Here is a 25,347-nt window from a genome sequence, read left to right as displayed (position 1 = left end):
CCCGATCAACGCTCCGTCGAGCGCAGGAAGCTCAGCTCGCTCTGCGCCTCTTCGATGAGCGGGGTGAGCCGGACGTTGAAGGCCTGCCCAGCAGGATGCGCCAGGTGGGCCTGGAACGCGGCGTCGTCCGCGTAGATCTCGAAGACCAGGAATCGGGCAGGCGCCTCCTGCCTGCGGTAGACCTGGAACTCCAGATTGCCTGGCTCGGCTCGCACGACCTCGGCGTAGGCGAGGATCAGCTCCAGGACTGCGGCCTCGGTGCCGGGCCTGGCCGTGAACTCCGCGTAGAGCGTCGTCTGCTCAGCGCCCGATGCGCCGTCCTCGCCCTCACGCATCAGCGGCCCCCGTCATGATCGCGACGGCGTCGGTCATGCTGTGCGACTGCGGCGTTATGGTCGCCGCTCGCTTCCCGAGGCGCTGGATGTGGATCCGGTCGGCGACCTGGAAGACGTGCGGCATGTTGTGCGAGATCAGGATGACGGGAACGCCCTGCTCGCGGAGCCGCTCGATGAGCTCGAGCACCTGCTTCGACTCCCGGACGCCAAGCGCCGCCGTCGGCTCGTCGAGCACGACGACCTTCGATCCGAACGCCGCCGCCCGGGCGACCGCGACCGCCTGCCGCTGACCGCCCGACAGGTTCTCGACGGCGACCGTGACGTCCTGCAGCGTCGAGATGCCGAGGCGCTGGACCTGCTCGCGGGCCTCCTTGCGCATCCCCGAGGTGTCGAGGGCACGGAACACCGTGCCCGCGATGCCAGGCTTGCGCCGTTCACGCCCGAGGAAGAGGTTGGATGCCACGTCGAGCGCAGGCGACACCGCGAGGTTCTGGTACACGGTCTCGATGCCAGCGTCGCGTGCATCCTGCGGTCGCTTGAAGTGGACCGGCTCGCCGTCCAGCAGCAGCTCCCCCTGGTCCGGCACGTAGGCGCCGGTGAGGCACTTGATGAGCGTCGACTTCCCGGCGCCGTTGTCGCCGATGATCGCGAGCACCTCTCCGGCGTGCAGCTGAAGGCTCACCCCATCCAGCCCCACGACCTTGCCGAAGGTCTTGACCAGCCGCTTCGCCTCGAGGACCGGGACCCCCTTCGGTGCTGTCGTGGGCTCGACCGCGTCTGCTACGAGGCTCATTTGCGTACCTTCCTGATCCACTGGTCGACGGAGACCGCGACGATGACGAGAATTCCGATGGCGAGGGTCTGATAGAGACCGTCGACGCCTGCAAGGAAGAGGCCGTTTCGGAAGACGCCCACGATGATCGCCCCGAGCAGCGTTCCCCAGATGATTCCCCGCCCGCCGAAGAGCGAGGTTCCGCCGATGACGACGGCGGTGATCGAGTCCAGGTTGAGGTCGGCGCCGGCGTTGGGGCTGGCGGCACCCGATCGGCCGATCTGGATCCACGCGGCGACCGCGAGGACGGCACCGGCGACGACGTAGACGCTCATGAGCACCTTCGTCGTGGAGATGCCAGCCAGTCGCGCAGCCTCGGCATCGTCGCCGACCGCGTAGACGTGCCTCCCCCACGCGGTCCGCCCGAGCACGTACGCGACGAGCACGTAGAGCGCGAACATGATGATGACGCCGACGGTGAGCATGACGTCGCCGACCGGGAAGGCCGTGGCCGTCCACGTGAGCAGCTCTGGCATCTCCGCCTTGCGGATCGTCTGCCCGCCGCTGTACAGCAGCGTCAGCGCGACGAAGACGTTCAGCGTGCCGAGCGTCGCGATGAAGGGCGGCAGCTTGACCCTCGTGACCAGGAACCCGTTGAGGGTGCCGGCGGCCAGCGCGGCGAGTAGGCCAGCGAGCAGCGCCAGCGGGGCGGGGAACCCGTTCTGGACCGCGGTCTGCGCGGTGACCATCGAGGCCAGGATCATGGCAGCCCCGACCGACAGGTCGATGCCTGCGGTCAGGATGATGAGCGTCTGGGCGATCGCGACCGTGCCCACGACCGAGACCTGGTCGAGGATGAGCGACAGGTTTCCCGGGGCGAAGAACCTGGGGTTGATCGTGCCGAAGACGATGATGGCGATCACGAGCACGACGGCCGGGCTGATGGCCGGATAGCGGTGGAGGACGCCGCGGACCCGATCGAGCGGGGTCCGCCGGTCGAGGAATTCGGCGGCGAGGTCGAGAGATGAGGTGGGAGGAGAGGTCTGAGTCACGAGTTCACTTCCTTGCAGTGGCGAGAGGCGTCGCGGCGCCGTGTGGCTGTCGCGACGGGTGCTGGACTACTTCGTGCCCCAGCAGAGCTCCGCACCCTCGGTCGTGTCGATGGACTCCACACCGTCAGCGGGCTGGTCGGTCACCAGCGAGACACCCGTGTTGAAGAAGTCCAGGCCTTCGCTGGTCTCCGGGGTGCTGCCCGTTCCGACGAGCTCAGCGATCGCCTCGACGCCGAGCTCCGCCATCTTCACCGGGTACTGCTGGCTCGTGGCGTCGATGATGCCGTCGGCGACCTGGCCGACACCGGCGCATCCGCCGTCGATCGAGACGATCGTGACATCGTCCTTGCTCTTCCCCGCTGCCTCGAGAGCCTGGTAGGCGCCGTAGGCGGCGGGTTCGTTGATGGTGTAGACGACGTTGATGTCCGGGTTCTTGGCGAGGAGGTTCTCCATCGCCGTGCGCCCACCGTCCTCGGCACCCTGGGATGCCTCGTTCCCGACGATCGTGTACTTGCCGCCCTGTCCGCCGGAGTAGTTCCCCTGCGGGGCTTCGTCGCCGTTGACCGTGTCACTGCCGAGCTCGATGCCCATGCCCTGGAGGAACCCCTGGTTCCGGTTGTAGTCGACCGAGACCGCCTTGTCGTCGAAGAGGTCGATGAGGCCGATGACGGCATCCTTGCCAGCAAGCGAGTCCGCTGCCCACTCGCCGACGTACTGCCCGGCGAGGAAGTTGTCGGTCGCGAAGGTGATGTCGACGGAGTCCGCCGGGTCCGGCACGGTGTCGAGGGCGATGACGAACAGGCCGGCGTCGCGAGCCTTCTGGACGGCGTCGAGCACGGCAGGCCCGTTCGGGGTGATGAGGATTCCCGCGTCGCCCTTGGAGATGGCCGCCTCGATGGCCTGGATCTGCGTGTCCTCGTCGCCGTCCTCCTTGCCTGCTGCGAGGGTGAGCGTCACCCCGTTCGCATCCGCTGCCGTCTGCGCGCCGTCCTGCATCGCGATGAAGAACGGGTTCGAGTTGGTCTTGACGATGAGCGAGACGCCGATGTCGCCCTCTCCCCCACCCTGCGCGCCCTGGTCGGCTCCGGCGCATCCCGTCAGCGTCAGCGCTGCGATGGCGAGCACCGAGGAGGCGGCGAGAAATGGCTTCCGAGCGATTGGATTGCGGTTCTTCATTGAATTCCCCTGATCGTCTGCGTTGATTGACAACGTTGTCAACGACGTTTGTACTCCATGCGCCGAGTAGAGTCAACAGGCCGTCGAAAGAAAGGTCGATCGTGACAACAGCACCTCGGCGAGACGACCCCGCGAGCGGGCGCTCGCGCACGACCATGAAGCAGGTCGCCTCCCTCGCAGGCGTCGGAGTGAAGACCGTCTCCCGCGTCGTCAACAACGAGCCGAACGTGTCCGCGACCACCACCGAGCGAGTGTGGAACGCCGTCAGGGCCCTGAACTACCACGTGGACCTCGCCGCCGGGAACCTCCGCAGAGCCGACGGACGCAGCCGGACGATCGGCCTCCTGGTCGGCAGCGTCGACAACCCGTTCGCGGCCGCGATCCACCGCGCGGTGGAGGACGCGGCATTGCACCACAGCGTGGCCGTGTTCGCATCGTCGCTCGACGACGACGCCACCCGCGAGGAGGGTGCCGTCAGCGCATTCATGCGACGGCGCGTGGACGGCCTGATCCTGACGACGACCCAGCAGCCCACCTACCTCACCACCCTCCGCGACCGGGACATCCCGGCCGTGTTCGTCGACCGTGTCCCCCAGGGGCTCGACCTCGACGTCGTCTCGAGCGACAACCAGGCCGCGGCAGCACGGGCGACGGCGCACCTGATCGAGCACGGCCACCAGCGGATCGCGCTCCTCACCGACCGACTCTCGATCCAGACGGCCGAAGAGCGCCGTCGAGGCTTCCTCGAAGCCCTGGGTGAGGCCGGCATCCCCACACGGCTCGCCACGATCGTCACGGAGCTCCACGACGAGGAGACCTCGCGCGCGGCGCTCGGCCGACTGCTCGACTCCGAGACGCCACCGACGGCGGTCTTCAGCGCCCAGAACCTCGTCACCATCGGGGCCCTGCGCGCCCTCCGGGAGCGGGGCCTGCAGAACGAGATCGCGCTGGTCGGCTTCGATGACCTCCCACTTGCAGACCTGCTGGTTCCCGGCGTCACCGTGATCGCCCAGGACCCACAGCAGATCGGGCAGCGCGCCGCCGAGCTGCTCTTCGACCGCCTCGGCGGCGACCGTGGCCCCGCCCAGCGCGTCACCGTCCCAACCCGCCTCATCGAGCGCGGCAGCGGCGAGATCCTCGCCCCCACCTCCTGACGAGGCCATCACCCCCTCCCATCGAGGTCGACGCCAATCGACTCTTGCTTTGTCCGGTGGACAGTCTCTAGCATCGCTCGAAGTGGATTGACATCGTTGTCAATCCAGTCCGTTGCATTCGACGCACTGAGAAGAAATCGAGCGAATCCATGACATCGACGTCACCGAGACACCCGAGAACGAAGCGGAAGGCTCTCGCCGCGCTGGCAGCGACCAGCATCGCGTTCGCCGTCCTCACCGGGACAGCCGCCACGGCCACCGCCGAGGAGTCGGCCGAGGCGGGACAGGAGCAGTTCCGCCCGCAGTTCCACTTCTCCCCCGAGAAGAACTGGATGAACGACCCCAACGGCATGGTGTACGTCGACGGCGTCTATCACCTCTACTACCAGCACAACCCAGAGGGCACACGCTGGGGGAACATGAGCTGGGGCCACGCGACCTCCACCGACCTCATGCACTGGGAGGAGCAGCCGCTCGCACTCCCCCAGACCTTCGACGATTCCGGAGTCGCGATCGAGGACATCTTCTCTGGCTCCATCGTCGTCGACGAGACCAACAGCTCCGGTTTCGGCACCGGAGACAAGCCCCCGCTCGTCGCCATCTACACGAGCGCGTACACCCAGGATCATCCGACGCACCCCGGGATCCAGGCCCAGTCGCTCGCCTACAGCAATGACGGCGGATACACCTGGACGAAGCACGAGGGCAACCCCGTCTACGACCGCGGCTCCGCCAACTTCCGAGACCCGAAGGTCTTCTGGCACGACGGTCCGGCCGGTGCGTACTGGGTCATGGCGGCCGTCGAGGCGGTCGACCACAAGGTGATCCTCGCGAAGAGCACCGACCTGCGCTCCTGGGAGCACCTCTCGGAGTTCGGGCCCGCGAACTCCACGGAGGGCATCTGGGAGTGCCCGGAGCTCTTCGAGCTGCCCGTCGACGGCAACCCGGATGAGACGAAATGGGTCATGGTCGTCAATCTCAACCCGGGTGCTGTGGCTGGCGGCAGCGGGGGCCAGTACTTCGTCGGCGACTTCGACGGCACCGAGTTCACGAGCGAGACCACCGTCGAGCCAGGCACCACGGCAGAAGGAACCCCGTTCGCGACCTTCGACGGCGGAGACTTCAGCGGGTGGACCGTCACCAACGAGTCCGGTAACGAGGCCGATGGCCCGTGGGGGCTTGCACCGGCGGCCGGGACGCTGCCAGGCCAGGGCCCCGTCAAGGGCACCATCGGAGCCGGCTTCGCGAACGGCTTCCACGGCGGGGACTGGCCGGTGGGCTCGCTCGAGTCCCCGCAGTTCACGATCGAATCCGACGTCATCAACCTGCTCGTCGGCGGAGGCAACCACCCGCACGTGGACGGCTCGCAGCTCGGGAACGAACCGCCGGCGGGCACCACCGTCTTCGACTTCGAGCTCGCCGATGGCGAGAACCTCCTCGGCTCAGGCTGGGAGGCGACGGGCGACTTCGCCCTCGACCCGGCACGCAGTCCCTCGACGACGAGCGGCGAGTACGCGCTCGGCGACAAGCGCGTCAACACGTGGGAGGGCGGGCCGCTCGGAGACGACAACACGGGCACGATCACGTCGCCCTCCTTCACGCTCGACGGCGATTTCGCTTCCTTCCTCGTCGGCGGGGGCAACCGCACCGACGGCACCCTCCAGGTCGAGCTGCTCGTCGATGGCAGCGTCGTGCGCACGCAGACCGGTGCCAACGCCGGGCAGATGACGTGGCAGTCGTGGGACATCAGCGAGTTCGCCGGCAAGGATGCGCAGCTCCGCGTTCGAGACGAGGCGACAGGAGGCTGGGGGCACCTCACCTTCGATCACCTCGTGATCGGCGACGAGCCCTCGCAGCTTCGCTCGGAGGAGACCGCGGTCAACCTCATCGTCGACGGCGAAGTCGTGCGCACGGCGACCGGCAGGAACAGCGAGACGCTCGACTGGTCGAGCTGGGACGTCTCCGACCTCCGCGGGCAGCAGGCCACGATTCAGGCGGTCGATCAGAACAGGTCGGGCTGGGGCCACCTGATGCTGGACCAGATCATGTTCGCCGACACGAGCGTCCCATCGACGCTCGAGAGCTACGACTGGCTCGACTGGGGCCGCGACTACTACGCGACGGTCTCGTACTTCGGCACCCCGGACGGGAGCCGGATCATGCAGGGCTGGATGAACAACTGGGACTACGCCAACGACATTCCCACCTCGACGTGGCGCAGCTCGATGACGCTCCCGCGCGAGGTCGTCCTGACCTCGACTCCAGCGGGACCGCGCCTCAAGCAGCAGGTCGTCCCCCAGGTCGATGAGCAGCTCGACGTGGCAGGCGCGGCCACGCGCACGGACGTCGCCCTCAATGGCGCGGTGGATCTCGGGCTCTCGGGAGACGTCGTGAAACTCGAGGTGACCCTGGAACCGGGCGAGGCGCAGCGGGCGGGAATCACGGTCTTCGGGGACGCCGAGTCGGGAACCCGCATCGGCTACGACGCCGCGCAGGGACGCCTGTTCGTCGACCGGACGAACTCCGGCAACGTGGACTTCCACCCCGCCTTCGCATCGGTGGAGGATGCGCCGGTCGCCCTCGACGACGACGGCTCGGTTACCTTCTCCCTCTACCTGGATCGCGCATCCGTCGAGCTCTTCACGGCGGACGGGATGGTGACCATCACCGATCAGGTGTTCCCGAACGAGGGCGCGGACGCCATCACCGCCTGGTCCGAGGGCGGAGCGGCGACGCTACGACGCATCACCGTCACGCCGGTCACGCCGACGATGTGGCAGGAGCCCGGACCCGTCGTCACCCCGCCGACCGCGACGGCCACGGCAGCTCCGACCGGGGGCGCCACGCCCTCGCCGTCAGCCACCTCCGCATCCACATCCGCACCCACGTCCACGTCCGCAGCCACATCCACGCCTCAGGGTGGATCGGACACCGGGACGCCGACTCCGGAGGGGCTGGCGTCGACCGGCGCGGACTTCCCCCTGGCGGCGGTCCTCTTCGGCCTGGCGCTTGTCGGCGGCGGAGCAGTGCTGGGTGCTCGACGACTCGGTCGCCGAGGTCAGTAGCAAGAGCCTCCCGGCGAGGCGGGCCTAACGGGCCTGATCGCTGACCGCTGCCCGACGTTTCGACCTCTGAGACCACTCTCAGAGGGCGAAACGCCGGGCAGCGATGCCGCGGAACGGGTGGGCGGCCGGCGGGTGTGCGGGGCGCGGGGCGCGGCGCGGACCCCGGTTACTCCTCGAGGGGGCCGAGCGTGGCCTGCGCGACGAAGCGAGCGACGGGAGACGCCGTCACCTCGAGCTCGACGATCGCGACCGTGTTGACGCCGGCGCGGAGCACCGAGCCCGGCACGTAGAGCGTCTGCTGCGGTCCGCTGCGCCAATAGCGCCCGAGCAGGAAGCCGTTCACCAGGGCGTACCCCTTGCCCCACTTGGCGGTGTCGAGGTAGAGGTCGCTCGGCGCTTCGAGCTCGAACTCGCCGCGAAACCCGGTGAGCCCGAGCGGCGTCTCGGGATGAGCCAGTGGTGCGGATGCGTCGGCCGCAGCAAGAGCAGCACCACCGGCGCCGGGTGCGCTGGTGAGCGCCGAGCCGATCGCGATTCCGGCCTCTGCGACGTCGATGGGCGTCGCCGTCCAGCCTTCGAGGGGAGCCCCGTCGAGGAGCGGCGTGCCGATGATGCCCTTCTCCTCGCCGATGCGCTCGGCGTAGTTGACGCGACCCTGCTCCTCCACGAGCACGCGCAGCCGCGTCCCGGCGGGCACGACGATCGACGTCTCGTGGAGGGTGCGCGATAGCGTGCCGAAGGGGACGCCATCGATGGAGAGCCACGCGAAGTCGCGCACGTCCTCGAACTCCAGCAGGCGGGGTGCGGATGCGCGCGGCAGCTCGGTCTCGTAGGCGACCAGGGCGCTCAGATGCTGCAGGGCATCGAAGGTCGGGGGCGTCGTGTGGCGTTCGGGACTGACGGGCGGGAGCCACGCATCCGGAGCCACGACGGAGAGCGGCACCTCGAACTCGGAAGCTGGGACCGCGAGCGCGGGGGTCTCCGCCGGCACATCGGCGTACTTCGCGATGACGTCCCTGAACGCGAAGAACTTCGGGGTGGGGTTCCCTGCCTCGTCGAGCGGCGCGTCGTAGTCGTAGGAGGTCGTGATGGGCAGGTACCTGCCCTTGTGGTTCGCCCCGTTGGTGAGGCCGAAGTTGGTGCCACCGTGGACCATGTAGAAGTTCACGGAGGCGCCTGCGGCGAGCAGCGCGTCGAGCTCGCGAGCCGCATCCTCGACGCTCGTCGTGTGATGGAAGGCGCCCCACCAGTCGAACCAGCCGTCCCAGAACTCGGCGCACATGAGCGGGCCGGTCGGCTGGTGGCGCCGCAGGGTGGCGAGGCGCTCCTCGGCGCGCGACCCGAACGAGCCGGTGAGGTGCACGCCGTCGACGCTGCCGTCGCTCAGCATCTGGTCGGTGGGCTGATCGATCGTCGTGAGCGGCACCGTGATGCCAGCCTCGCGGGTGACCTCGACGAGCCGCTCGAGGTAGGCAGTGTCGTTGCCGTAGGCGCCGTACTCGTTCTCGATCTGCACGAGCACCACGGGGCCGCCGACGTCGATCTGCCGCGGCGCGACGATGTCGTAGACGCGCTGCAGGTAGGTCTCGACCTCGTGCAGGTAGCTGGGTTCCGAGCGTCGCAGCCCCACCCCGGGCATCGCGGTGAGCCACGTCGGGAGCCCGCCGTTGTGCCATTCCGCGCAGATGTAGGGGCCTGGGCGCACGATGGCGTGCATCCCTTCGGCCGCGATCAGGTCGAGGAACCGGCCGAGGTCGTTCCAGCCGGTCGCATCCCACTCCCCCTTGCGGGGCTCGTGGGCGTTCCAGGCGACGTAGGTCTCGATCGTGTTGAGGCCCATGAGCTTGGCCTTGTGAATGCGGTCGGCCCACTGCTCGGGATGCACGCGGAAGTAGTGCAGCGCCCCGGAGAGCACGCGGTGGGGTTCGCCGTCGAGGAGGAAGTGCTCTTCGCCGATCTCGAAGGTCATGTGAGCAGACTCCTGTCTTCTATCTTCGCTGACATCGGGGGGTGTTGAGAGGAACCGGGGTGGATCAGCGTTGGACGGCGTCGCCGACGCCGTCCACGAGCTCGCGCAGGTCACCCCAGCTCGGCAGCGACTCCCAGTCGCCGTCGCTGCGGCACGCGCTGGCTCCGCACGCGGCGGCCGTCAGCATGCGCTGCTCGAGGGGCGCCCCACGCGTGAGCTCGACGAGGTAACCGGCCGCGAAGGCGTCGCCGGCGCCGACCGTGTCGACGACGTCGACCGCGAAGGCCGGCACCTCGACCTCGAGGTCGCCGTCGACGCCGGACGCGCCGTGCTCGCCGCGCTTGATGACGGCCTGCCTGGGGCCGAGGGCCTGCAGGGCGCGGGCCTGCTCGATCGGGGATGCCTCGCCGACGAGCATGGCGGCCTCGTCATCTCCGGCGAAGACGATGTCGCTGAGCGCGGCGAGCTCGCGGTAGCGGGGAGCCGCGGCCTCGGCCGACCACAGCTTGCTGCGGTGGTTGACGTCGAACGACACGATCACGCCGTGCTCGCGAGCGAGGCGGACGGCGCTCAGCACCGTCTCGGCGGCGCTGTCGCTGAGGGCGAGGCTGATGCCCGTGACGTGCAGGACCTGGGCGCCAACGATGGCCTCGCTTGGGACGTCGGCCGGCGTGATGCGGCTGCCGGCGAGTCCGCCGCGGTAATAGGTGACGCGGCTGCGGCCCGGACGGGGCCGGTCCTTGAGCATGATCGCGGTGGGTGCATCCGCATCGACCGTCTCGTGCAGCTGCACCTGTTCGGCCCTGAGTGCCCGGAGGATGCGCCTGCCGACGGCGTCATCGCCGACCCGGCCGATCCACGCGGCCTCGACGCCGAGTCGGGCGGCGGCGATCGCGACGTTGCTCTCTGCACCGCCGAAACTCATCTCGGCGTCGGACTGCAGGTCGAAGCCGCCGGCCCGGCGCGCGATCACCAGCCCGAGCGCCTCCCCGATCGTGACGATGCCGCTCACGTGCGGCCGACCTTGGCGGCGCTCACGCGGGTCGCGATGTCGGCCGCCGCGCGGGCTGCCTCGGCGACCGCGTCTGCACCCTGGTCGAGCAGCTTCGAGCTGCCGAGCCAGCTTCCGCTCGCGGCGAAGACCGCCGGGTGCTCGAGGTGCTCGGCGAGGTTGGCGATGCTGATGCCGCCGCTCGGCATGAACGTGATGCCGCGGAACACGGAGGCGTACGTGGTGAGCAGGGACAGCCCGCCGAAGTTGCCCGCCGGGAAGAGCTTGAGCTGCGTCAGCCCGAGGTCGCGGGCCGCCGTGATGTCGCTCGGCGTGAGCGTTCCCGGGAGGATCGGAACGTCGGCGTACTGGGCGACTCGGACGACCTCCGCCGACAGGCCGGGCGAGACGAGGAACTGTGCACCCGCATCCAGCGCCTGCTTGGCCTGCTCGGTGTCGAGCACGGTGCCCGCACCCACGATGAGGTCGGGGCGCCCCGCGATGTGGCGCAGTGCATCCAGTGCCCCGTCGCCGCGCAGTGCGATCTCGACGATGCCGATGCCGCCCGCGACGAGACCGTCGGCGAGCGCCTCGGCCTGCGCCTGCGTGCTCGGCGTTGAGAGGGGAACGACGGAGTGGCCCTCGAACAGGGCGCTCATCGTGCGAGCCATCCGCCGTCGACGGGGAGGACGACGCCCGTGACATAGGCAGCGGCCGGGCTCGCGAGGAACACGGCGGCACCGCCGAGGTCTTCTGCCTCGCCCCAGCGACCCGCGGGGATGCGCTCGAGGATGGACCGCGAGCGGTCGCTGTCTTCGCGCAGCGCCTCGGTGTTGTCGGTCGCGATGTAGCCGGGGGCGATCGCGTTGACGGTCACGCCGCGGGATGCCCACTCGTTGCTGAGGGCGTGGACGAGGCCCGCAATGGCCGACTTCGACGCCGTGTACCCGGGCACGTTGATGCCGCCCTGGAAGCTGAGCAGGCTGGCGGTGAAGATGATGCGCCCGTTGCCGCGTTCGACCATTGCCGCGCCGACGATCTGGCTGAGCACGAACTGGCTCGAGAGGTTCACCTGGATGACCTCGTCCCACCAGTCGAGCGAGTGCTCGGCGGCGGGCGCGCGGCGGATGGTGCCTGCGTTGTTGACGAGGATGTCGGCGTGCTTCACGGATGCGCCGAACTGCTCGACGGCGGCACGGTCGGTGAAGTCGACGCCGTGGCCCTCGAAGCTGCGGCCGAGCGAGCGGACACGTGCCCCGACTTCCCCGCCGTCGGCTTCCTGCTGGGAGGACGCGGCGATGATGTCCGCCCCTGCCTCAGCGAGTGCCGTGGCGATGCCGAGGCCGATGCCGCGGCGGGCGCCGGTGACGACCGCGGTCTTTCCAGTGAGGTCGAAGCTGGTCATAGCGACCCTTTCGCGTGAGGCCAGGTCCACCTGGCGGAACTCGGTTTCATTCACCTACTATAGACGTGCCACGAACGAATCACGAGAGGAACTCCCTTGTCCCAGCAGTACCGCCCGGGTCGCCCGGAAGACATCCCCACCCTCGACCAGCAGGCACTCCGTGACCGCTACCTCGTCGAGCAGCTCCTCACGCCAGGTGAGATCCGCGTCGTCGCGACGCACTTCGACCGCGTCGTCACCGTCGGCGCCGTCCCCACCGACAGCCCCCTCACGCTTCAGACCGTCGACGAGCTTCGCAGCGACAACTTCCTCGACCGCCGCGAGCTCGGCATCGTCAACACGGGCGGCGCCGGCGCCGTCGTCGCCGACGGCGAGCGCTACGAGCTCGCGAAGACCGCCGTGCTCTACCTCGGCCGCGGCACCGTCGACGTCACCTTCGAGAGCAACGACGCCGCCGACCCCGCCAAGTTCTACGGCTTCAGCGCCCCCGCGCACACGGCCTACCCGAACACCCTCGTCACCCCCGAAGAGGGCACGATCCGCGAGCTCGGCGACCAGGTCACGTCGAACCGCCGCACGCTGCGCCAGTGCATCCACGAGAACGGCGTCAAGAGCTGCCAGATCGTCATGGGCGTCACGAGCCTCCACGCCGGCAGCATGTGGAACACCATGCCGGCGCACACCCACGACCGTCGCACCGAGGTGTACCACTACTTCGACCTCGAAGAGGACCAGCGGGTCGTGCACCTCATGGGCGACCCCAAGGAGACGCGCCACCTCATGGTCGCGAACGGCGACATCGTGCTCTCCCCGAGCTGGTCGCTGCACTCGGGAGTAGGATCTTCCAGCTACTCGTTCGTGTGGGCGATGGCCGGCGAGAACCAGTCGTTCGACGACATGGACTCTGTCCCGATCACTGCGATGCGGTGACGACTCCAACAACGAGGGTGGTCAGGATGGACGACGCAGGCCAGTCGCCGACCCCGCCCGCGGGCGCAAGCGAGAAGACGCTGCTTGTGCTCGCGGCGGCCCTCGCGCATCCGCGCTTCACGGACATCGTCGCCGAAGCCGGACTCGCGAAGGCCACCGTCCACCGCATCCTGGGCACCCTCGTCGCGCAGCACTACCTCGGGGGCAACTCCGAGCAGGGCTACCGGGCCGGGCCCAACCTGCTCGCCCTCGCGGGCCGGGCGCTCGCGAGCGTCGACATCTCGCAGGTCGCGGGCCCCATCGTCGACGAGCTCGCCGCCTCCGTCGACTGCACCATCCACGTGGGCGTCGCGACGGAGAGCGAGATGGTCTACCTCATCCGCCGCGACTCGGCGAAGCCGTACCGCATGCGCTCGCGCGTCGGCCTCGGCGTGCCCCTGCACAGCTCCGGCATGGGCAAGGTCGTGCTCGCCGACTGGGCGCCCGAGCGAGTGGATGCGCTTGCCGAACGCGTCGGCCTGCCCCGGCGCACCGACCTCACGATCACCGACCTCGGCCTGCTGCACGAGGAGCTCGCCCGCGTCCGCGAGCGCGGCTACTCGACGGACCTGGGCGAGAACGAGACGGGCACCGTGTGTGTCTCGGCACCCATCCGCGACCACACCGGCGCCGTGACGCACGGCCTCTCGGTGTCCTCGATCGAGCTCGAGTACCCGGGCCTCAGCATCGAAGCCCTCGCGCCTGCCGCGATCGCCGCAGCCGACCGCATCTCCCGCGAGCTCGGCGCCCCCGGAGCGCCCGGGGCGTAGGGGCGTAGCGCCGAGCCGCCGACTCTCGGAGACACCCGCCGCTGCTGCCTGACCAACTTCAGTGCTCAGACGGCCGTTTCCCGCCGCTCGAAGACGAAACCGGCCGGATCAGCACTGAAGTTGGTCCGAGGTGGGGGCGGTAGTGGCGGCCGAGGTGGTGGCCGAGGCGGCGAAGTGGCGGAGCGTCACACCATCGCCCCCAACCGGAACCGCTGACCAACTTCAGTGCTCAGACGGCCGTTTCCCGCCGATCCAGACCAAAACCGGCCGGATCAGCACTGAAGTTGGTCCGAGGTGGGGGCGGTAGTGGTGGCCGAGGTGGTGGCCGAGGCGGCGAAGTGGCGGAGTGGCGGAGTGGCGGAGCCTCACACCATCGCCCCATCCGGCACCCCTGACCAACTTCAGTGCTCAGACGGCCGTTTCCCGCCAGTTCGGGCAGAAAGCGGCCGGATCAGCACTGAAGTTGGTCAGCGGCGGCGGAGAAGGTGGCGGCGACGGCGCGACGGCGAAAGGGGCCCGGGGCGTCACATCGACGCCGCGGGCCCCCGCCGTTTTCCGGTCAGCCGCGGGCGTTCGACTCGCTGGAGGAGCTCCTGCGGTCCGAGGCCCCCTCAGCTGAGTCCGCAGCCGGCCCGTCGACCGCGAACCCCGTCTTCCGGTCGATGCTGTCGGATGCCAGCTCCAGGTTGCGCTCCCCCTCGGCGCGCGCTTCGGCTTCCTCTTCGCCGTCGAGGCTCATGAGGTGCTCGACGTCGATGTCGTTGGGGTTGTCGAGCACTTCCTGGAGTCGCTCGCGGTCGAGCGCCTTCGTCCAGCGGGCGATGACGAGTGTGCCGATGCCATTGCCCGTCAGGTTCGTGAGCGCGCGGCCCTCTGACATGAACCGGTCGATGCCGACGATGAGCGCGAGCCCCACCATGGGGATGATGTGGTCGAACGCGGCGATGGATGCGGCGAGGGTCACGAGACCCGCTCCGGAGACGCCCGCTGCTCCGTTCGAGGAGATGAGCATGAACGCGAGGAGCGCGATCTGGGTGCCGATGGGCACGTCCACTCCGAACGCCTGCGCGATAAAGATGGCACCCATGGACATGTAGATGGCGGTGCCGTCGAGGTTGAACGAGTAGCCAGTCGGGATGGTGAGGCCGACGACGTGCTTGGGCACGCCGGCCGCCTCGAGCTTCGTCATCATGCGCGGCAGCACCGTCTCGGAGGAGGAGGTGCCGAGCACGATAAGCAGCTCATCCTTGATGTAGCGGAGGTACTTGAAGATGCTGAAGCCGGCCCAGTGGCAGATGGGGCCGAGCACCAGGAAGACGAAGATGAGGCAGGTGAGCCAGAAGGAGCCCATGAAGAAGGCGAGGTTGCCGAGGATCTCGGCGCCGTGCTTGCCGATCGTGAAGGCGATGCCGCCGAAGGCGCCGATGGGGGCGACCCACATGACGATCTTGATGATGCCGAACATGACCTTCGCGAGCGAGTCCATGGCGCGCACGACCTTCTCGCCACGCTTGCCGAGCATGGCGATCGCGATGGCGGTCAGGATGGCGAGCAGCAGCACCTGGAGGAGCTGGCCATCGACGAACGCCGACATGAACGAGGTGGGGATGAGGCCGAGGATGAAGCCGGGCAGGCCCTCTCCCCCGGCGTCGCCCGCGTCGGCGATGGTGGCGTCGGCGGCGGATCCGTCGAAGCTCGCGACGTCGTAGTTCAGGCCGGCGCCCGGCTGGAACACGTTGATGGCGATGAGGCCGAGGCCCAGGGCGACGACGGTGGTGATGTTGAAGTAGACGGCGGTGCGCAGGGCGAGGCCGCCCGCTTTCGCGAGGTTGCCGAGGCCAGCGATGCCGACGACGACGGTCGCGAAGATGGTCGGCGCGATGACGACCTTGACCAGGTTGATGAAGAGCGTCGCGAGCCAGCGCAGCTCGGAGGCGAAGGCCGGGAAGATCAGGCCGACGGCGACACCGAGCGCGATGCCGACAAGCACCCACACGTAGAGGTGGTGCCAGAACGGCTTCTTCTTCTTGACGGGAGGGGTGCTGCCTGCTGCCCGGCCTGGTGAGCTCGGGGTGGTCTTGACCGCTTTGCCCTTGTCGGGGCTCGAGTCGTGTGTCACGGTGTTCTCCTTTGAACTCCAGCGTGTGCGTCATCGGTGACGGCTCGTCGTCCAAGGGTGGGCGCCCACAAGCCAGGAGCCCAGGGGCTCGGCGCATCCTTAAGGTGTTCTTGACATTCGGTCGCGGATGCCCGCTTGTTAGGCTCGAACCGTGGCGTTTGCACCGTGGATGTCGTCGGTTGAGCTGCCAGCAGGCGGCCTCACGCGGCGAGCGTTCTTGGGAGGCGCGGCGGCCACGCTGTCTTCGCTTGCGCTCGCGGCGTGCGCCTCGCCGAAGCCTTCCGGGCAGGTGCTGACGCTCGCGACCGGGCCAGAGGGGGCGGTGTTCCGGGAGATCGGGGCGGCCTACGCCGACGCGGTGAACGCCTCGTGGCCGGCCGGCGAGATGCTGGTGCGCGACACCGCCTCGTCGCTCGAGAACGCGCAGCTGCTGAGCTCGGGCGAGGTGGATGCGGCGCTCATCAACGTCGATGTCGCTGCGGAGTTCGAGGGCGAGATCGTAGCGCTTGCGCGTGTCTTCGATTCGGTGCTGCACCTCGTGGTTCCGGAGGACTCGGACATCACCGACCTGCGGGGCCTGCATGGCAAGACCATCGCGGGGGGACTCGAGCTGTCTGGCACCCGCTTCACGACGTCGGCGATCCTGGACGAGTTGGGCGTCGAGGCGGACTACGTGAGCCTTTCGCAGGCCGATTCCGTGGCGGCGCTCGCGGGCGGCGCGGTCGAGGCGGCGGCGAGCCTCACGGGCATGCCCACCCCTGCGATCAGCGAGATCGGCGCCGGGCAGCGGGTGCGCTTCATCGACCTCGGCGCGAACGCGGAGCATCTCATCGACCGCTTCTCGCTCGTGTACTTCCCGGTCACGATCCCGTCGACGATGTACGAGGGCCTGCAGGCGGCGACGACGCTCGCGGTGCCGACGGTGCTCGCGGTGAGGCCTGGCATGGCGGATTCGCTGGCCGAGTTCCTCACCGCCTGCCTGTTCGAGAACTCGGATGCGTTGTCGCACGTGCGCCCTGAGGCGGGACAGATCAACCCTCGGACGGGCGCGGGGACGACTCCCATCGCGCTGCATCCCGGGGCCGCCGGCTGGTTCACGGCGAACAAGCCATAGGGGCCACTCGCCAGCAACCGGTGACAACTGTGTACACAACGTCTACTCTTGACACATGGACTCCGTAACGCGTGAGATCAGCACCCGAGAACTTCGCGAGCAGCTCTCCGACGTGCTCGGTCGGGCCATGTATGCCGGTGAACGGGTAGGAGTGACTCGGAACGGCAAGCTCGCCGCAGTCGTCGTCAGCGTCGCGGACCTCGAAGCTCTGGAGTCGTTCGAGATGCATGGCGATGTTGAGTCGTATCGCCATGCGAAAGCGGCAGATGATGGCGACCGGGTTTCCCTCGATGAGCTTCGCGGTGAGCTCGGCGCGTGACCTACCGCGTCGAGTTCACCTCGGCCGCCGCAAAACAGGTCCGCAAACTGACTCGCCCAGTCCAACTGCGCGTGCTGGATGCGATCCAGTCGCTGTCGGAAACACCACGCCCGCAAGGGGCTCGCAAGCTGGTGGGCGAGGAGACCGCGTGGCGACTTCGCATCGGCGACTACCGCGTCATCTACGACATCTACGACGAGGAACTCGTCATCACGATCGTGCGTGCCGCGCACCGTCGCGAGGTCTATCGCTAGCAGATGCTCCGCTCGGCTAGGACTGAGATTCCGCCAGGGGCACCGCGGCTTCGACGCGGAGGCCGCCGCCGGGCGCATCCGCGAGCGTCAGCCCGCCCCCGATATCTCGCAGGGCTTGCGCGACGATGCTCAGGCCGAGGCCGGTTCCCGGCAGGTTGCTGGTGCGGGGTGAGCGCCAGAAGCGCTGCGTGGCATGCTCGCGGTCGTCAGATGCGAGCCCGATGCCGTTGTCGTCGACCGTGACCACGTAGCTGCGCGAGCCGATGTCCGGCCTGCCAGCGACACGCACCTCGGTGCCGCCGGAGAGCTTGATGGCGTTGGTGACGAGCTCGCTCACGACGGCGTCGAGGCCGCCGGCCGGCTCCTGCACTTCCAGCGTCTCCCCCTGGAGGTGCACGGTCTGCACGGCGATGCCGGCTCGCGCTCCGGCTTCTGCCCACCGGAACGCCGCCCCGGCGAGCGCGTCGCCGATCGCCGAGATGCGCGGCGGCCGGCTCTGGAACTGGGTCGCGTCGAGCAGTCCCGCGACGGTGCCGGTCATGCGGTCGATGGTCTCGATGGCTTCGGCGTGCACCTCTCGGGCTTCGACGTCGTCGCGGAGGTACGGCTCGAGGTTCTCGACCGAGATGCGCGTGGAGGCGAGGGGCGTGCGCAGCTGGTGCGACGCATCCGACACGAACTCCTGCTGCCTCGTGACGGTCGCGGAGACGGTGCCGACCATGGAGTTGAAGGTGGACGCGAGGAGCCGCAGTTCGCTCGGGCCCGCGTCGGTGCCGGCCTTCGCGTCGAGGTCGCCGCGCGCGACGGCGTCGACGGAGCGTTCGAGTTCTTGCACGGGGCGGAGGATCCACCGAGACATGGGCCAGAGCAGCCAGAAGGCGACGGCGCCGGGAACGAGCAGCCCTGCGGCGAGGATGAGCCACTCGGTGAGGATCGTGGTGCGAGCCGTTTCGGTGGGCACGTCGAAGACGAGGGCGCCGACGACCTGCGAGTCGCGGCCGACGGGGGCGACGATCGTGAGCCGCTCGGGCCCCCACGGCCAGACGGTGGTGGTGATGTCTGGCGATTGCCCGGAGAGGGCGGCGTCGACGAGCGCGAGGTCTGCGTCGTCGACCGCGTAGGGCAGGCCTGCCGAGTGGATGATCTGCCCGTCGCGGTTGAGGAGCCAGGTGGGGGTGTCGAAGAGCTCGGCGTAGTCGTCGAGCTCGGCCTGGAGGCGGACGGGATCGGTGCCGATGGCCGTGTAGGCGGCGGTCGAGAAGCGGGCGGCATCGTTGAGGCGGTCGTTGGTGAGCTCCGCCGAGTGGCGGTCGGCGATCGTGACGGCGGTGGGCACGGCGATCATGATGAGCAGCAGCACGAGCAGCGGGACGGCGCACAGCACGAGTCGCCGGTGCATCAGGTGGGCCCGTCCGGGTTGGCGGGTGCCGTCAGGCTGTAGCCGACGCCCCGGAGGGTGGTGATGGTGACGGTGTCGCCGAGCTTGCTGCGCAGTGTGGCCATGTGGGTGTCGAGCGAGCGGGTGCCGGTCTCGACGCTGCTCTCCCAGACGCGGTCGAGGAGGTCCTCGCGCGTCACCGGCTGTCCTGCCCGCGCCGCGAGGAGCCGGAGGATCTCGAACTCCTTCTGCGTGAGCGCCTGAGCGGTGGGGGTGGCGCCGTCGTCTGGGGTGATGGTCGCGGTGCGCGTCTCGGTGTCGAGGCGCAGCATCCCGACTTCGATGACGGAAGACTCGGGGATGCTCGTGGAGCGGCGCATCTCGCGGGTGCGCCGGGCGAGGCCTTCGATGCGGACGAGCAGCTCGGCGACGCTGAAGGGCTTGGTGACGTAGTCGTCGGCGCCGGCGCGGAGCCCCGCGATGCGGTCCTGCTCGCGGCCGTGCGCGCTGACGACGATGATGCCGACGGCCGGATGTTGGCGCAGCTTCGCGATGATCTGCGTGCCGAGCCCGTCGGGGAGGGACATGTCGACGAGTGCCAGCTCGGGCACTTCGTCGCGGATGCAGGCGAGGGCTTCGGCGACGTCGGCGGCCCGCGTGACGCGGTGTCCGGCGTGCTTGAGAGCGCGGCTCAGCCCCCTTGCCAACTGGTCGTCGTCTTCGCAGAGCAGCACGCGCATGGGACCGAGTTTATTTGACGCGTCCCTCGGGGGTCGGTGGCACTCTCCGGGCCACTGGCCTCGTGAGCCAGAGCCAGCCGGTGAGGGCGAGCCCCCAGAGGAGGAAGAGCGGGTCCCAGAGGAGGGCGTGCCCGATCATGGCATCCCGGTCGTAGCCGCCTTCGGGCACGAGTACCCCGAGCAGCACGGCGCCGCTCGCGACGATGTTGACGAGCCCGTAGAGCACGATGCCGGGGCCGCCCACCCAGCAGATGGCGCGCCACACTCTCGGCCACGGCATCCGCTGCGCGTCGAGAGCGACGGGAATGAGGGCGGCGAGCAGCTTGACCAGCGCGACGGTGCCCAGCAGGAGGCCGGACTCCAGTGGTTCTCGCCTCGAGAACTCGACGGCGATCGCCCCGATGGTCGACAGCAGCCAGGTTCCACCGAGCGCCCAGGAGGCGCTGAAGGCGGCGTGCACGACGCCGATGACGGCAGCGGCCAGCACGAGGATGCGTGCGGCGTTGCGCGAGCGGCGGGTGCGGGCGGTGTCTTCGCGCATCCGCGCCCCTACTCCCCCAGTGTCTGGCCGGGCTGGTCCTCCAGGTAGACGAGCCCGTTGCCGTCTGGGTCTTCGAACGAGAACATGGGTGCAACGCTCTCCCAGCGCAGCACTTCGGCGTTGTGGAGCTCGACGCCGCTGGCCTTGATCCGGTCGTGCGCCTCTTGCGCGTCGGTGGTGCCGAGGCGCACGGCGATGGGGATCTCGCTGTCGTGCGGGAGCAGGACGATGCCGACGCTCGAGCCAGGCGGGAGCACCTCGACGTAGCGGGCGCCTGGCCATGCTTCGACGTCCATGACGAGCTCGCAGCCGAGCACGTCCGTATAGAAGGCGAGCGCCGCGTCCACATCGGAGACGGGAACCGAGACGCTGAGCACGCGTGTTGTCTTTGCCATGGGTCAAGTCCACCTCGGGGTGAACGACGACGCCAGTGGTTGGCGTGGATGCGCAGGAAGTTCGGTGGGGCGGACGGGCCGGCCTCGAGTCGATCAGCGGTAGACGAAACCCGCAGGTCGCCGCCCCCGACATCTGGTGGATGCTCCGGGCGCGGCGGGCCTGCGGGCCTCGTGTTCTCGCCGTCTGCTAGCTGTTCGTCTTCGCGGAGCGCTTGCGCACGACGAGTGCTGTCAGGCCGGTCGCGAGCAGCGCGAATGCGGCGAGGATGCCAGCGCCGACGTTCTCGGCGCCGGTTGTCGCGAGCGCGTCCGAGCCGTTGTCGGCGTTGTCGCCGCCAGCGACCGGTGCGGTCGTCGACGTGGCGGAGGCGGGGGGCATGGTCGTCGCCGACGCGGTAGGCGCCGCAGTCGCGGACGCGGTGGGCTCCGTGGTGGCGGTGGGCGCCACCGTCGGGGCTGGGGTCACGGTGGGCTCGGCGGTGCCCGGCGTACTGGGCTCGGGCTGCTCGGCTCCGGCGTCGACGAGGCTGATGCTCCCGTCGGCGTCGACCTCGACCTGAGCTGCCATGGCGGCGGCCAGGTTGAGGCGCTGCCAGCTGCCTTCTGCACCCTCATCGAGCGGGTAGCCGGAGTCGAGCGCGGTGAGCTCGAGCACCTGGCGGCGCTGCTCGGGCGTGAGGTCGGGGTGGCTCGTGATGAGCAGCGACTCGGCGTTCGCGGGGATCGTCACGGCTTCCCCGGCGGGCGCGATCTGCGGGAAGTCGTAGGACATGCGCTGCTCGTAGAGCGCGAGGGCGTCGTCGTCGGAGAGGTACGGGGTGTCGGCTTCGATGCAGTCGGCGAGGGCGGCGCCGCATCCGGCCTCGAGCACGCCGCGCAGCTCGGCCTCGGCCTCGGCGAAGAGCTCGCGGAACGCGGGGTCGCTCATGCGGCGCTCGACGATGTGCTGTCCCATCATGCGTCCGCTCATCACGTCGAGCGGGTAGTGCGCTGCCATGACGATGCGGTTGTTCCCGGCTTCGGAGGTGCGCGCGAGGATCTGCGGGGCGAGCTCTGGCAGCATCATCGAGAGCGACGTGCCCTGCCAGTACGCCTGCGAGGTGTGACCGCTGGGGTAGGCACCGCTCGTGGAGTCCCAGGCGTCGCCGCCCTCCTTGTCGCGGTATTGGAGCAGCTCGGGGAAGCGGATGTAAGGGCGGTCGTAGTCGAAGTAGTTCTTCGACGGGTTCGACGAGGAGTAGTACCCGACGAGGCCGCCGCTCTTCGCGAGGAGCGCGTCGATCTTCGGCAGCTCACCCGCGAGGCGCGCCTCGGTGTAGATCGCGCCGAGGTTCTCGCCGAGGCCGTCGGCCATGGAGACCGACATGTCGTCGTACTGGTCGACGATCGCGCGCTCGACCTGCTCGGGGGTGGCCGAGGTGTTGATGTCGACGGTCTGGCTGTCGTTGAGCGCGATGATGTCGGCGCGGTCGGTGACGAGCCAGGAGAACTGGTCCATGATCGGCACGTAGTCGTACTCGGCGTTCGACGGGTAGTCGTAGGCGAGCTGGTCGTCGGTGAACGGCTCGGCGGCGGATGCTGCCCCCGCGCCGAAGCCGGAGAGGAGCACCCCCAGCCCGGTCGTCACAGCGATGGTTGAAGCGAGGCGTCGTCGTGACGTCGTGATGCGCATGCGGGGTTCGGCCTAACGGTCGGGGGATGAACCCGGCGAGCGTAGAGGCCCGGGGAAATCAGCCGATGTCCACTAGGTGACCGGCTAGTGAACGAGGGCGCGGAGATCGGCGAGAAGCAGAACGGGGACCCGGCGCGTCCTGCGCGGGGTCCCCGTCTCGTGATCGTCTCGGCTCAGTCGGCGATCTGCGCCGCGAAGGACTGCAGCCAAGGGCGGAGCTCGGGGCCGAGCTTCGGGTCCTGGCTCGCGAGCTCGACGGTCGCCTTGATGTACTCGAGCTTGTTGCCGGTGTCGTAGCGGCGTCCGCCGTAGACGACGCCCACGACTCCGCCGAACGCCTCGGGGTCGCCGGCGAGCACCTCGAGGGCGTCGGTGAGCTGGATCTCCCCGCCGCGGCCGGGGGCTGTGCGCTCGAGGACCTCGAAGACCTCGGGACGCAGCAGGTAGCGCCCGATGACGGCGAGGTTCGACGGCGCGTCTTCACGGGCAGGCTTCTCGACGAGCCCGGTCAGCTGGATCGTGTCGGGGCCGACGACGCCCTGTTCACGCGGAATGCTCGTGTCGTAGGCGGCGACTCCATACGCAGAGATCTGATCGAGGTCGATCTCCTGGAGCGCGACGACGCTGGCGCCGGTCTGCTCGTGCACCTCGATCATGCGCTTGAGCAGTGATCCGCCGGAGGACATGATGTCGTCGCCGAGGAGCACGGCGAACGGCTCGTGGCCGATGTGCTGCTTGGCGCGCAGCACGGCGTGGCCGAGGCCGAGCGGGTCGCCCTGACGGAGGTAGTGCACATCGGCGAGGTTGGTCGCCGCGTTCACGCGGGCGAGCTTCTCGTGCTCACCGCGAGCCGCGAGGAGCGTCTCGAGTTCGGCCACGCGGTCGAAGTGGTTCTCGAGCGACGCCTTGTGTCTGCCGGTGATCATGAGCACGTCGGAGAGGCCGGCCTCGACAGCCTCCTCCACGACGTACTGGATCGCGGGGCGGTCGACGACGGGGAGCATCTCTTTCGGGATGGCCTTCGTGGCAGGCAGGAAGCGAGTCCCGAGGCCTGCCGCGGGGATGACAGCCTTGGTTATTGGTGCGCGCATGGAGCTAGCGTATTGGAATTCGGTATCCGGGAGGTTTCGCGACCCGGTCCGCGAGGTCCTGCGCGTTTCGCGGCAGGTCCGCTACTTCTGCGACTTCGTGGGCATCCGCCGCCCGAGGAACAAGGCAGCCCCGAGGAGCAGGGCGCTCCCGGCGAGGAAGATCGGCCAAGGGCCGCCTCCGTCGGTTCCGGTCGTCGCGAGGCCTGTTCCGCCATCCGTCGGTGCTGCGGTCGCCGCCGGCACGCCAGCGGTCGATGATGCGGACGGAGATCCAGGGGCCGCTGGTTGGGTCGCGGATTCGGACGGCACTGGATGCACGGTCGGCGTTGCCCACCAGGTGGGCTCGGGCTCGGTTTCACCGGGCACCGGTTCCGTGGACTGGGTGGGAGGAGCCGTCTCCGGCGGAGCCGAGGCGGTCGGCGCCTGGGTTGAAGTGGGCGCGGCGGTCGCTGTCGTCGTCTCCGTCGGAACGGCCGTCTCCGTCGGAACCGCAGTCTCCGTCGGAACCGCAGTCTCCGTCGGAAGCGCCGTCTCCGTCGGAAGCGCCGTCTCCGTCGGAGGCGTCGTCTCGGTCGGGAGCGCCGTCGCCGTCGGAACAGCAGTCCCCGTCGGAACCGCCGTCTCGGTCGGAACAGCAGTCTCCGTCGGAAGCGCAGTCTCCGTCGGAAGCGCCGTCTCCGTCGGAACCGGCGACTCGGTGGGGGCGGCCGTCTGGCACACCGCCGGCACCTCGGTTTCGCTGGGCGTCGGGGCAGCCGTGGGCGTCGGGGGCTCGGTGACCTCGTAGCCGAGGAAGGTGAAGGTGGGCAGGGACGCGAGGATGCAGTTGTCTTCCGCGTTCACGACGCTGATGTTGTAGTAGATGTCCCTGAAAGCGATGCCGGTGACCGTGTAGGTTCCGTCCGGGCCAGCGGGAGGCTCGAAGTGGGTGAACGCAATGCTGGTGAACAGGCCGTCTGCGTCCTTCGTCCGGGGAATCAGACCACGGTTGTACATCACGTACTCCTCGCCATCCGGACCTTCGAGGATGACCACCATGTCCTGGATCTCGCTGTCGTCTCGAGCCCGCCATTCGACGAGCACTTCCTGCTGACCCCAGATGATCTGAGGCGAGAGGAACCTCGCGGTCACGAACTCGGGAGGCGTGTTGTCAGGCCCCCCGATGTAGGTCACGTTGAAGGACGGCAGCGCGGTGAGCATCGCGTTGTCTGTCGCGTTGATCACCCGCGCGTTGTCGAACGAGTCGCGCAGCCGTGAACTCACCACTGTGTACTCGCTGATCCTCCAATACGGTCGATCGACCGTGAAGGTGACCGTTCCAGAGACGATGTCCCCGTCGACGCGGTCCGGCGCGGACCCCGCTGCCCGCTCGGACCCATCGGGAGTAGAGACGGTGAAGCCGACGCTCGCAACCCCGGCTGGGTCCCGTGCGGTGTAGTCGATGGTGAACTGGTCGCCCAGCACCAGGTCGCCAGGCGGGTCCATGGACACGGACAGGAGCTCGGGGCCGTCCTTGTCACCATTCCTGCCATCGACGTGGATCCTCGGGACATTCGCGACTGTGTCGTTGTCGCCGTGGTACGCGAAGAGGAGGTTGCCTTCGACATCAACGAACCGGAAGACGGAGACGTACCACGTGCGCGCACCCCAAGACGACCCGCCCACGACGAGCGAGTCCGTTCCGGAGACGATGTCCCCGTCCCGCGTGGTCGGCTCCGTGACGTCGAAGCCAACGTCCTGATAGTCCTGCTCTCCTCTCTTCGGGGTTACAGCTTGCAGGCTCACGTAAGAGGAGTCGATGTCCGCTTTGCTGCGAACGGTCCAGTTGAATCGGATCTCTTCGCCTCCCTTGACCTTGAGGGAGGACACGATCTCGAGGGAGAGCAGCTCGGGCTCCTCGCTGGCAACCTGCGCCACCAGGGCAGGCTCTGCCGCTGCGGGGGCTGCGGCGAGGCCTCCGACGAGGAGTCCGGCGAGCATCGCGCAGACAAGGGCGTGGAACTTCTTCATAGGGGCTCCAACGTCGGGGGATACCAGGAGCCTAGTGGATGAATCGCTATTGGCGA

At 68.8% G+C, this 25,347-nt stretch carries 23 protein-coding genes; 7 read left to right on the top strand and 16 right to left on the bottom strand.

Annotation, left to right across the window (positions count from 1 at the left end; translation table 11 throughout):
• Positions 1 to 5 precede the first annotated feature (5 nt).
• From C5E06_RS02345 to C5E06_RS02330, 4 genes are all read right to left on the bottom strand, one after another.
• Positions 6 to 335: a putative quinol monooxygenase gene (locus C5E06_RS02345; RefSeq protein WP_104305878.1), complete on the bottom strand. Its 330-nt coding sequence runs from the start codon at positions 333 to 335 to the stop codon at positions 6 to 8.
• Positions 328 to 1,128: an ATP-binding cassette domain-containing protein gene (locus tag C5E06_RS02340; protein ID WP_104305877.1), complete on the bottom strand. Its 801-nt coding sequence runs from the start codon at positions 1,126 to 1,128 to the stop codon at positions 328 to 330. The genes C5E06_RS02345 and C5E06_RS02340 overlap by 8 nt, the downstream gene beginning before the upstream one ends.
• Positions 1,125 to 2,159, bottom strand: coding sequence for an ABC transporter permease (locus C5E06_RS02335; RefSeq protein ID WP_104240321.1), 1,035 nt, complete (start codon positions 2,157 to 2,159; stop codon positions 1,125 to 1,127). Before C5E06_RS02335 ends, C5E06_RS02340 begins: the two co-directional genes overlap by 4 nt.
• A 66-nt stretch (positions 2,160 to 2,225) precedes the next feature.
• Positions 2,226 to 3,335, bottom strand: a complete 1,110-nt coding sequence (locus tag C5E06_RS02330; RefSeq protein WP_104298231.1) for a substrate-binding domain-containing protein — start codon at positions 3,333 to 3,335, stop codon at positions 2,226 to 2,228.
• Between the two features lie 101 nt (positions 3,336 to 3,436).
• On the opposite strand from C5E06_RS02330, the gene C5E06_RS02325 reads away from it, so the two are divergent.
• Both C5E06_RS02325 and C5E06_RS02320 read left to right on the top strand, forming a co-directional pair.
• Positions 3,437 to 4,489 (top strand): LacI family DNA-binding transcriptional regulator, encoded by a 1,053-nt coding sequence (locus C5E06_RS02325; protein ID WP_308471349.1) that lies wholly within the window; start codon positions 3,437 to 3,439, stop codon positions 4,487 to 4,489.
• A gap of 149 nt (positions 4,490 to 4,638) precedes the next feature.
• Complete coding sequence (locus C5E06_RS02320) at positions 4,639 to 7,554, top strand: GH32 C-terminal domain-containing protein (protein ID WP_219820175.1); 2,916 nt, start codon at positions 4,639 to 4,641, stop codon at positions 7,552 to 7,554.
• Positions 7,555 to 7,720: 166 nt separating this feature from the next.
• Here the strand turns inward: C5E06_RS02320 and C5E06_RS02315 are convergent, their stop codons facing one another.
• The 4 genes from C5E06_RS02315 to C5E06_RS02300 form a co-directional block, all read right to left on the bottom strand.
• Entirely contained in the window at positions 7,721 to 9,523 is a 1,803-nt protein-coding gene (locus tag C5E06_RS02315) for a beta-galactosidase family protein (protein WP_104305876.1), read from the bottom strand.
• Between the two features lie 64 nt (positions 9,524 to 9,587).
• Positions 9,588 to 10,535 (bottom strand): sugar kinase, encoded by a 948-nt coding sequence (locus tag C5E06_RS02310; protein ID WP_104305875.1) that lies wholly within the window; start codon positions 10,533 to 10,535, stop codon positions 9,588 to 9,590.
• Entirely contained in the window at positions 10,532 to 11,173 is a 642-nt protein-coding gene (locus C5E06_RS02305; protein ID WP_219820174.1) for a bifunctional 4-hydroxy-2-oxoglutarate aldolase/2-dehydro-3-deoxy-phosphogluconate aldolase, read from the bottom strand. The genes C5E06_RS02310 and C5E06_RS02305 overlap by 4 nt, the downstream gene beginning before the upstream one ends.
• Entirely contained in the window at positions 11,170 to 11,919 is a 750-nt protein-coding gene (locus tag C5E06_RS02300; protein ID WP_104298226.1) for an SDR family oxidoreductase, read from the bottom strand. Before C5E06_RS02300 ends, C5E06_RS02305 begins: the two co-directional genes overlap by 4 nt.
• A 96-nt stretch (positions 11,920 to 12,015) precedes the next feature.
• On the opposite strand from C5E06_RS02300, the gene kduI reads away from it, so the two are divergent.
• Together kduI and C5E06_RS02290 are read left to right on the top strand one after the other, a co-directional pair.
• Positions 12,016 to 12,849, top strand: coding sequence for a 5-dehydro-4-deoxy-D-glucuronate isomerase (gene kduI, locus C5E06_RS02295; RefSeq protein WP_104305873.1), 834 nt, complete (start codon positions 12,016 to 12,018; stop codon positions 12,847 to 12,849).
• A 26-nt stretch (positions 12,850 to 12,875) separates the two neighbouring features.
• Positions 12,876 to 13,658: an IclR family transcriptional regulator gene (locus C5E06_RS02290; RefSeq protein ID WP_104305872.1), complete on the top strand. Its 783-nt coding sequence runs from the start codon at positions 12,876 to 12,878 to the stop codon at positions 13,656 to 13,658.
• Positions 13,659 to 14,217: 559 nt separating this feature from the next.
• Here C5E06_RS02290 and dctA read toward each other — a convergent pair.
• A complete protein-coding gene (dctA, locus tag C5E06_RS02285) occupies positions 14,218 to 15,777 on the bottom strand; it encodes a C4-dicarboxylate transporter DctA (protein ID WP_104305871.1) in 1,560 nt (519 codons plus the stop codon).
• A 151-nt stretch (positions 15,778 to 15,928) separates the two neighbouring features.
• Between dctA and C5E06_RS02280 the strand changes: the two genes are divergently transcribed.
• From C5E06_RS02280 to C5E06_RS02270, 3 genes are read left to right on the top strand one after another with little or no spacing between them, the layout of a single operon-like run.
• Complete coding sequence (locus C5E06_RS02280) at positions 15,929 to 16,891, top strand: TAXI family TRAP transporter solute-binding subunit (RefSeq protein WP_146081278.1); 963 nt, start codon at positions 15,929 to 15,931, stop codon at positions 16,889 to 16,891.
• A 55-nt stretch (positions 16,892 to 16,946) separates the two neighbouring features.
• Positions 16,947 to 17,210 carry a type II toxin-antitoxin system Phd/YefM family antitoxin gene (locus C5E06_RS02275; RefSeq protein WP_104240305.1) on the top strand — a complete coding sequence of 88 codons (264 nt, stop codon included), beginning with the start codon at positions 16,947 to 16,949 and terminating at the stop codon, positions 17,208 to 17,210.
• Entirely contained in the window at positions 17,207 to 17,464 is a 258-nt protein-coding gene (locus C5E06_RS02270; protein WP_104298221.1) for a type II toxin-antitoxin system RelE/ParE family toxin, read from the top strand. Before C5E06_RS02275 ends, C5E06_RS02270 begins: the two co-directional genes overlap by 4 nt.
• A gap of 16 nt (positions 17,465 to 17,480) precedes the next feature.
• On the opposite strand, the gene C5E06_RS02265 is transcribed toward C5E06_RS02270, so the two are convergent.
• The 7 genes from C5E06_RS02265 to C5E06_RS02235 all read right to left on the bottom strand — a co-directional run bounded on the left by C5E06_RS02265 (position 17,481) and on the right by C5E06_RS02235 (position 25,291).
• Positions 17,481 to 18,863, bottom strand: coding sequence for a HAMP domain-containing sensor histidine kinase (locus tag C5E06_RS02265; protein ID WP_104305869.1), 1,383 nt, complete (start codon positions 18,861 to 18,863; stop codon positions 17,481 to 17,483).
• Positions 18,863 to 19,582, bottom strand: a complete 720-nt coding sequence (locus C5E06_RS02260) for a response regulator transcription factor (protein WP_104240302.1) — start codon at positions 19,580 to 19,582, stop codon at positions 18,863 to 18,865. The genes C5E06_RS02265 and C5E06_RS02260 overlap by 1 nt, the downstream gene beginning before the upstream one ends.
• Positions 19,583 to 19,592: 10 nt before the next feature.
• Positions 19,593 to 20,123, bottom strand: a complete 531-nt coding sequence (locus tag C5E06_RS02255) for a DUF3995 domain-containing protein (RefSeq protein WP_104305868.1) — start codon at positions 20,121 to 20,123, stop codon at positions 19,593 to 19,595.
• Between the two features lie 8 nt (positions 20,124 to 20,131).
• Positions 20,132 to 20,518, bottom strand: a complete 387-nt coding sequence (locus tag C5E06_RS02250) for a VOC family protein (RefSeq protein WP_104305867.1) — start codon at positions 20,516 to 20,518, stop codon at positions 20,132 to 20,134.
• Between the two features lie 187 nt (positions 20,519 to 20,705).
• Positions 20,706 to 22,190 carry a phosphatase PAP2 family protein gene (locus tag C5E06_RS02245; RefSeq protein ID WP_219820173.1) on the bottom strand — a complete coding sequence of 495 codons (1,485 nt, stop codon included), beginning with the start codon at positions 22,188 to 22,190 and terminating at the stop codon, positions 20,706 to 20,708.
• 173 nt (positions 22,191 to 22,363) lie between these two features.
• Positions 22,364 to 23,281: a UTP--glucose-1-phosphate uridylyltransferase gene (locus C5E06_RS02240; protein WP_104240298.1), complete on the bottom strand. Its 918-nt coding sequence runs from the start codon at positions 23,279 to 23,281 to the stop codon at positions 22,364 to 22,366.
• A gap of 81 nt (positions 23,282 to 23,362) precedes the next feature.
• Positions 23,363 to 25,291 (bottom strand): hypothetical protein, encoded by a 1,929-nt coding sequence (locus C5E06_RS02235; RefSeq protein ID WP_104305866.1) that lies wholly within the window; start codon positions 25,289 to 25,291, stop codon positions 23,363 to 23,365.
• Positions 25,292 to 25,347: the final 56 nt, after the last annotated feature.

This window comes from Pseudoclavibacter sp. RFBI5 (assembly GCF_002931395.1).
Lineage (GTDB): Bacteria > Actinomycetota > Actinomycetes > Actinomycetales > Microbacteriaceae > Pseudoclavibacter.
This window is presented reverse-complemented; position numbering and strand designations above follow the sequence as displayed.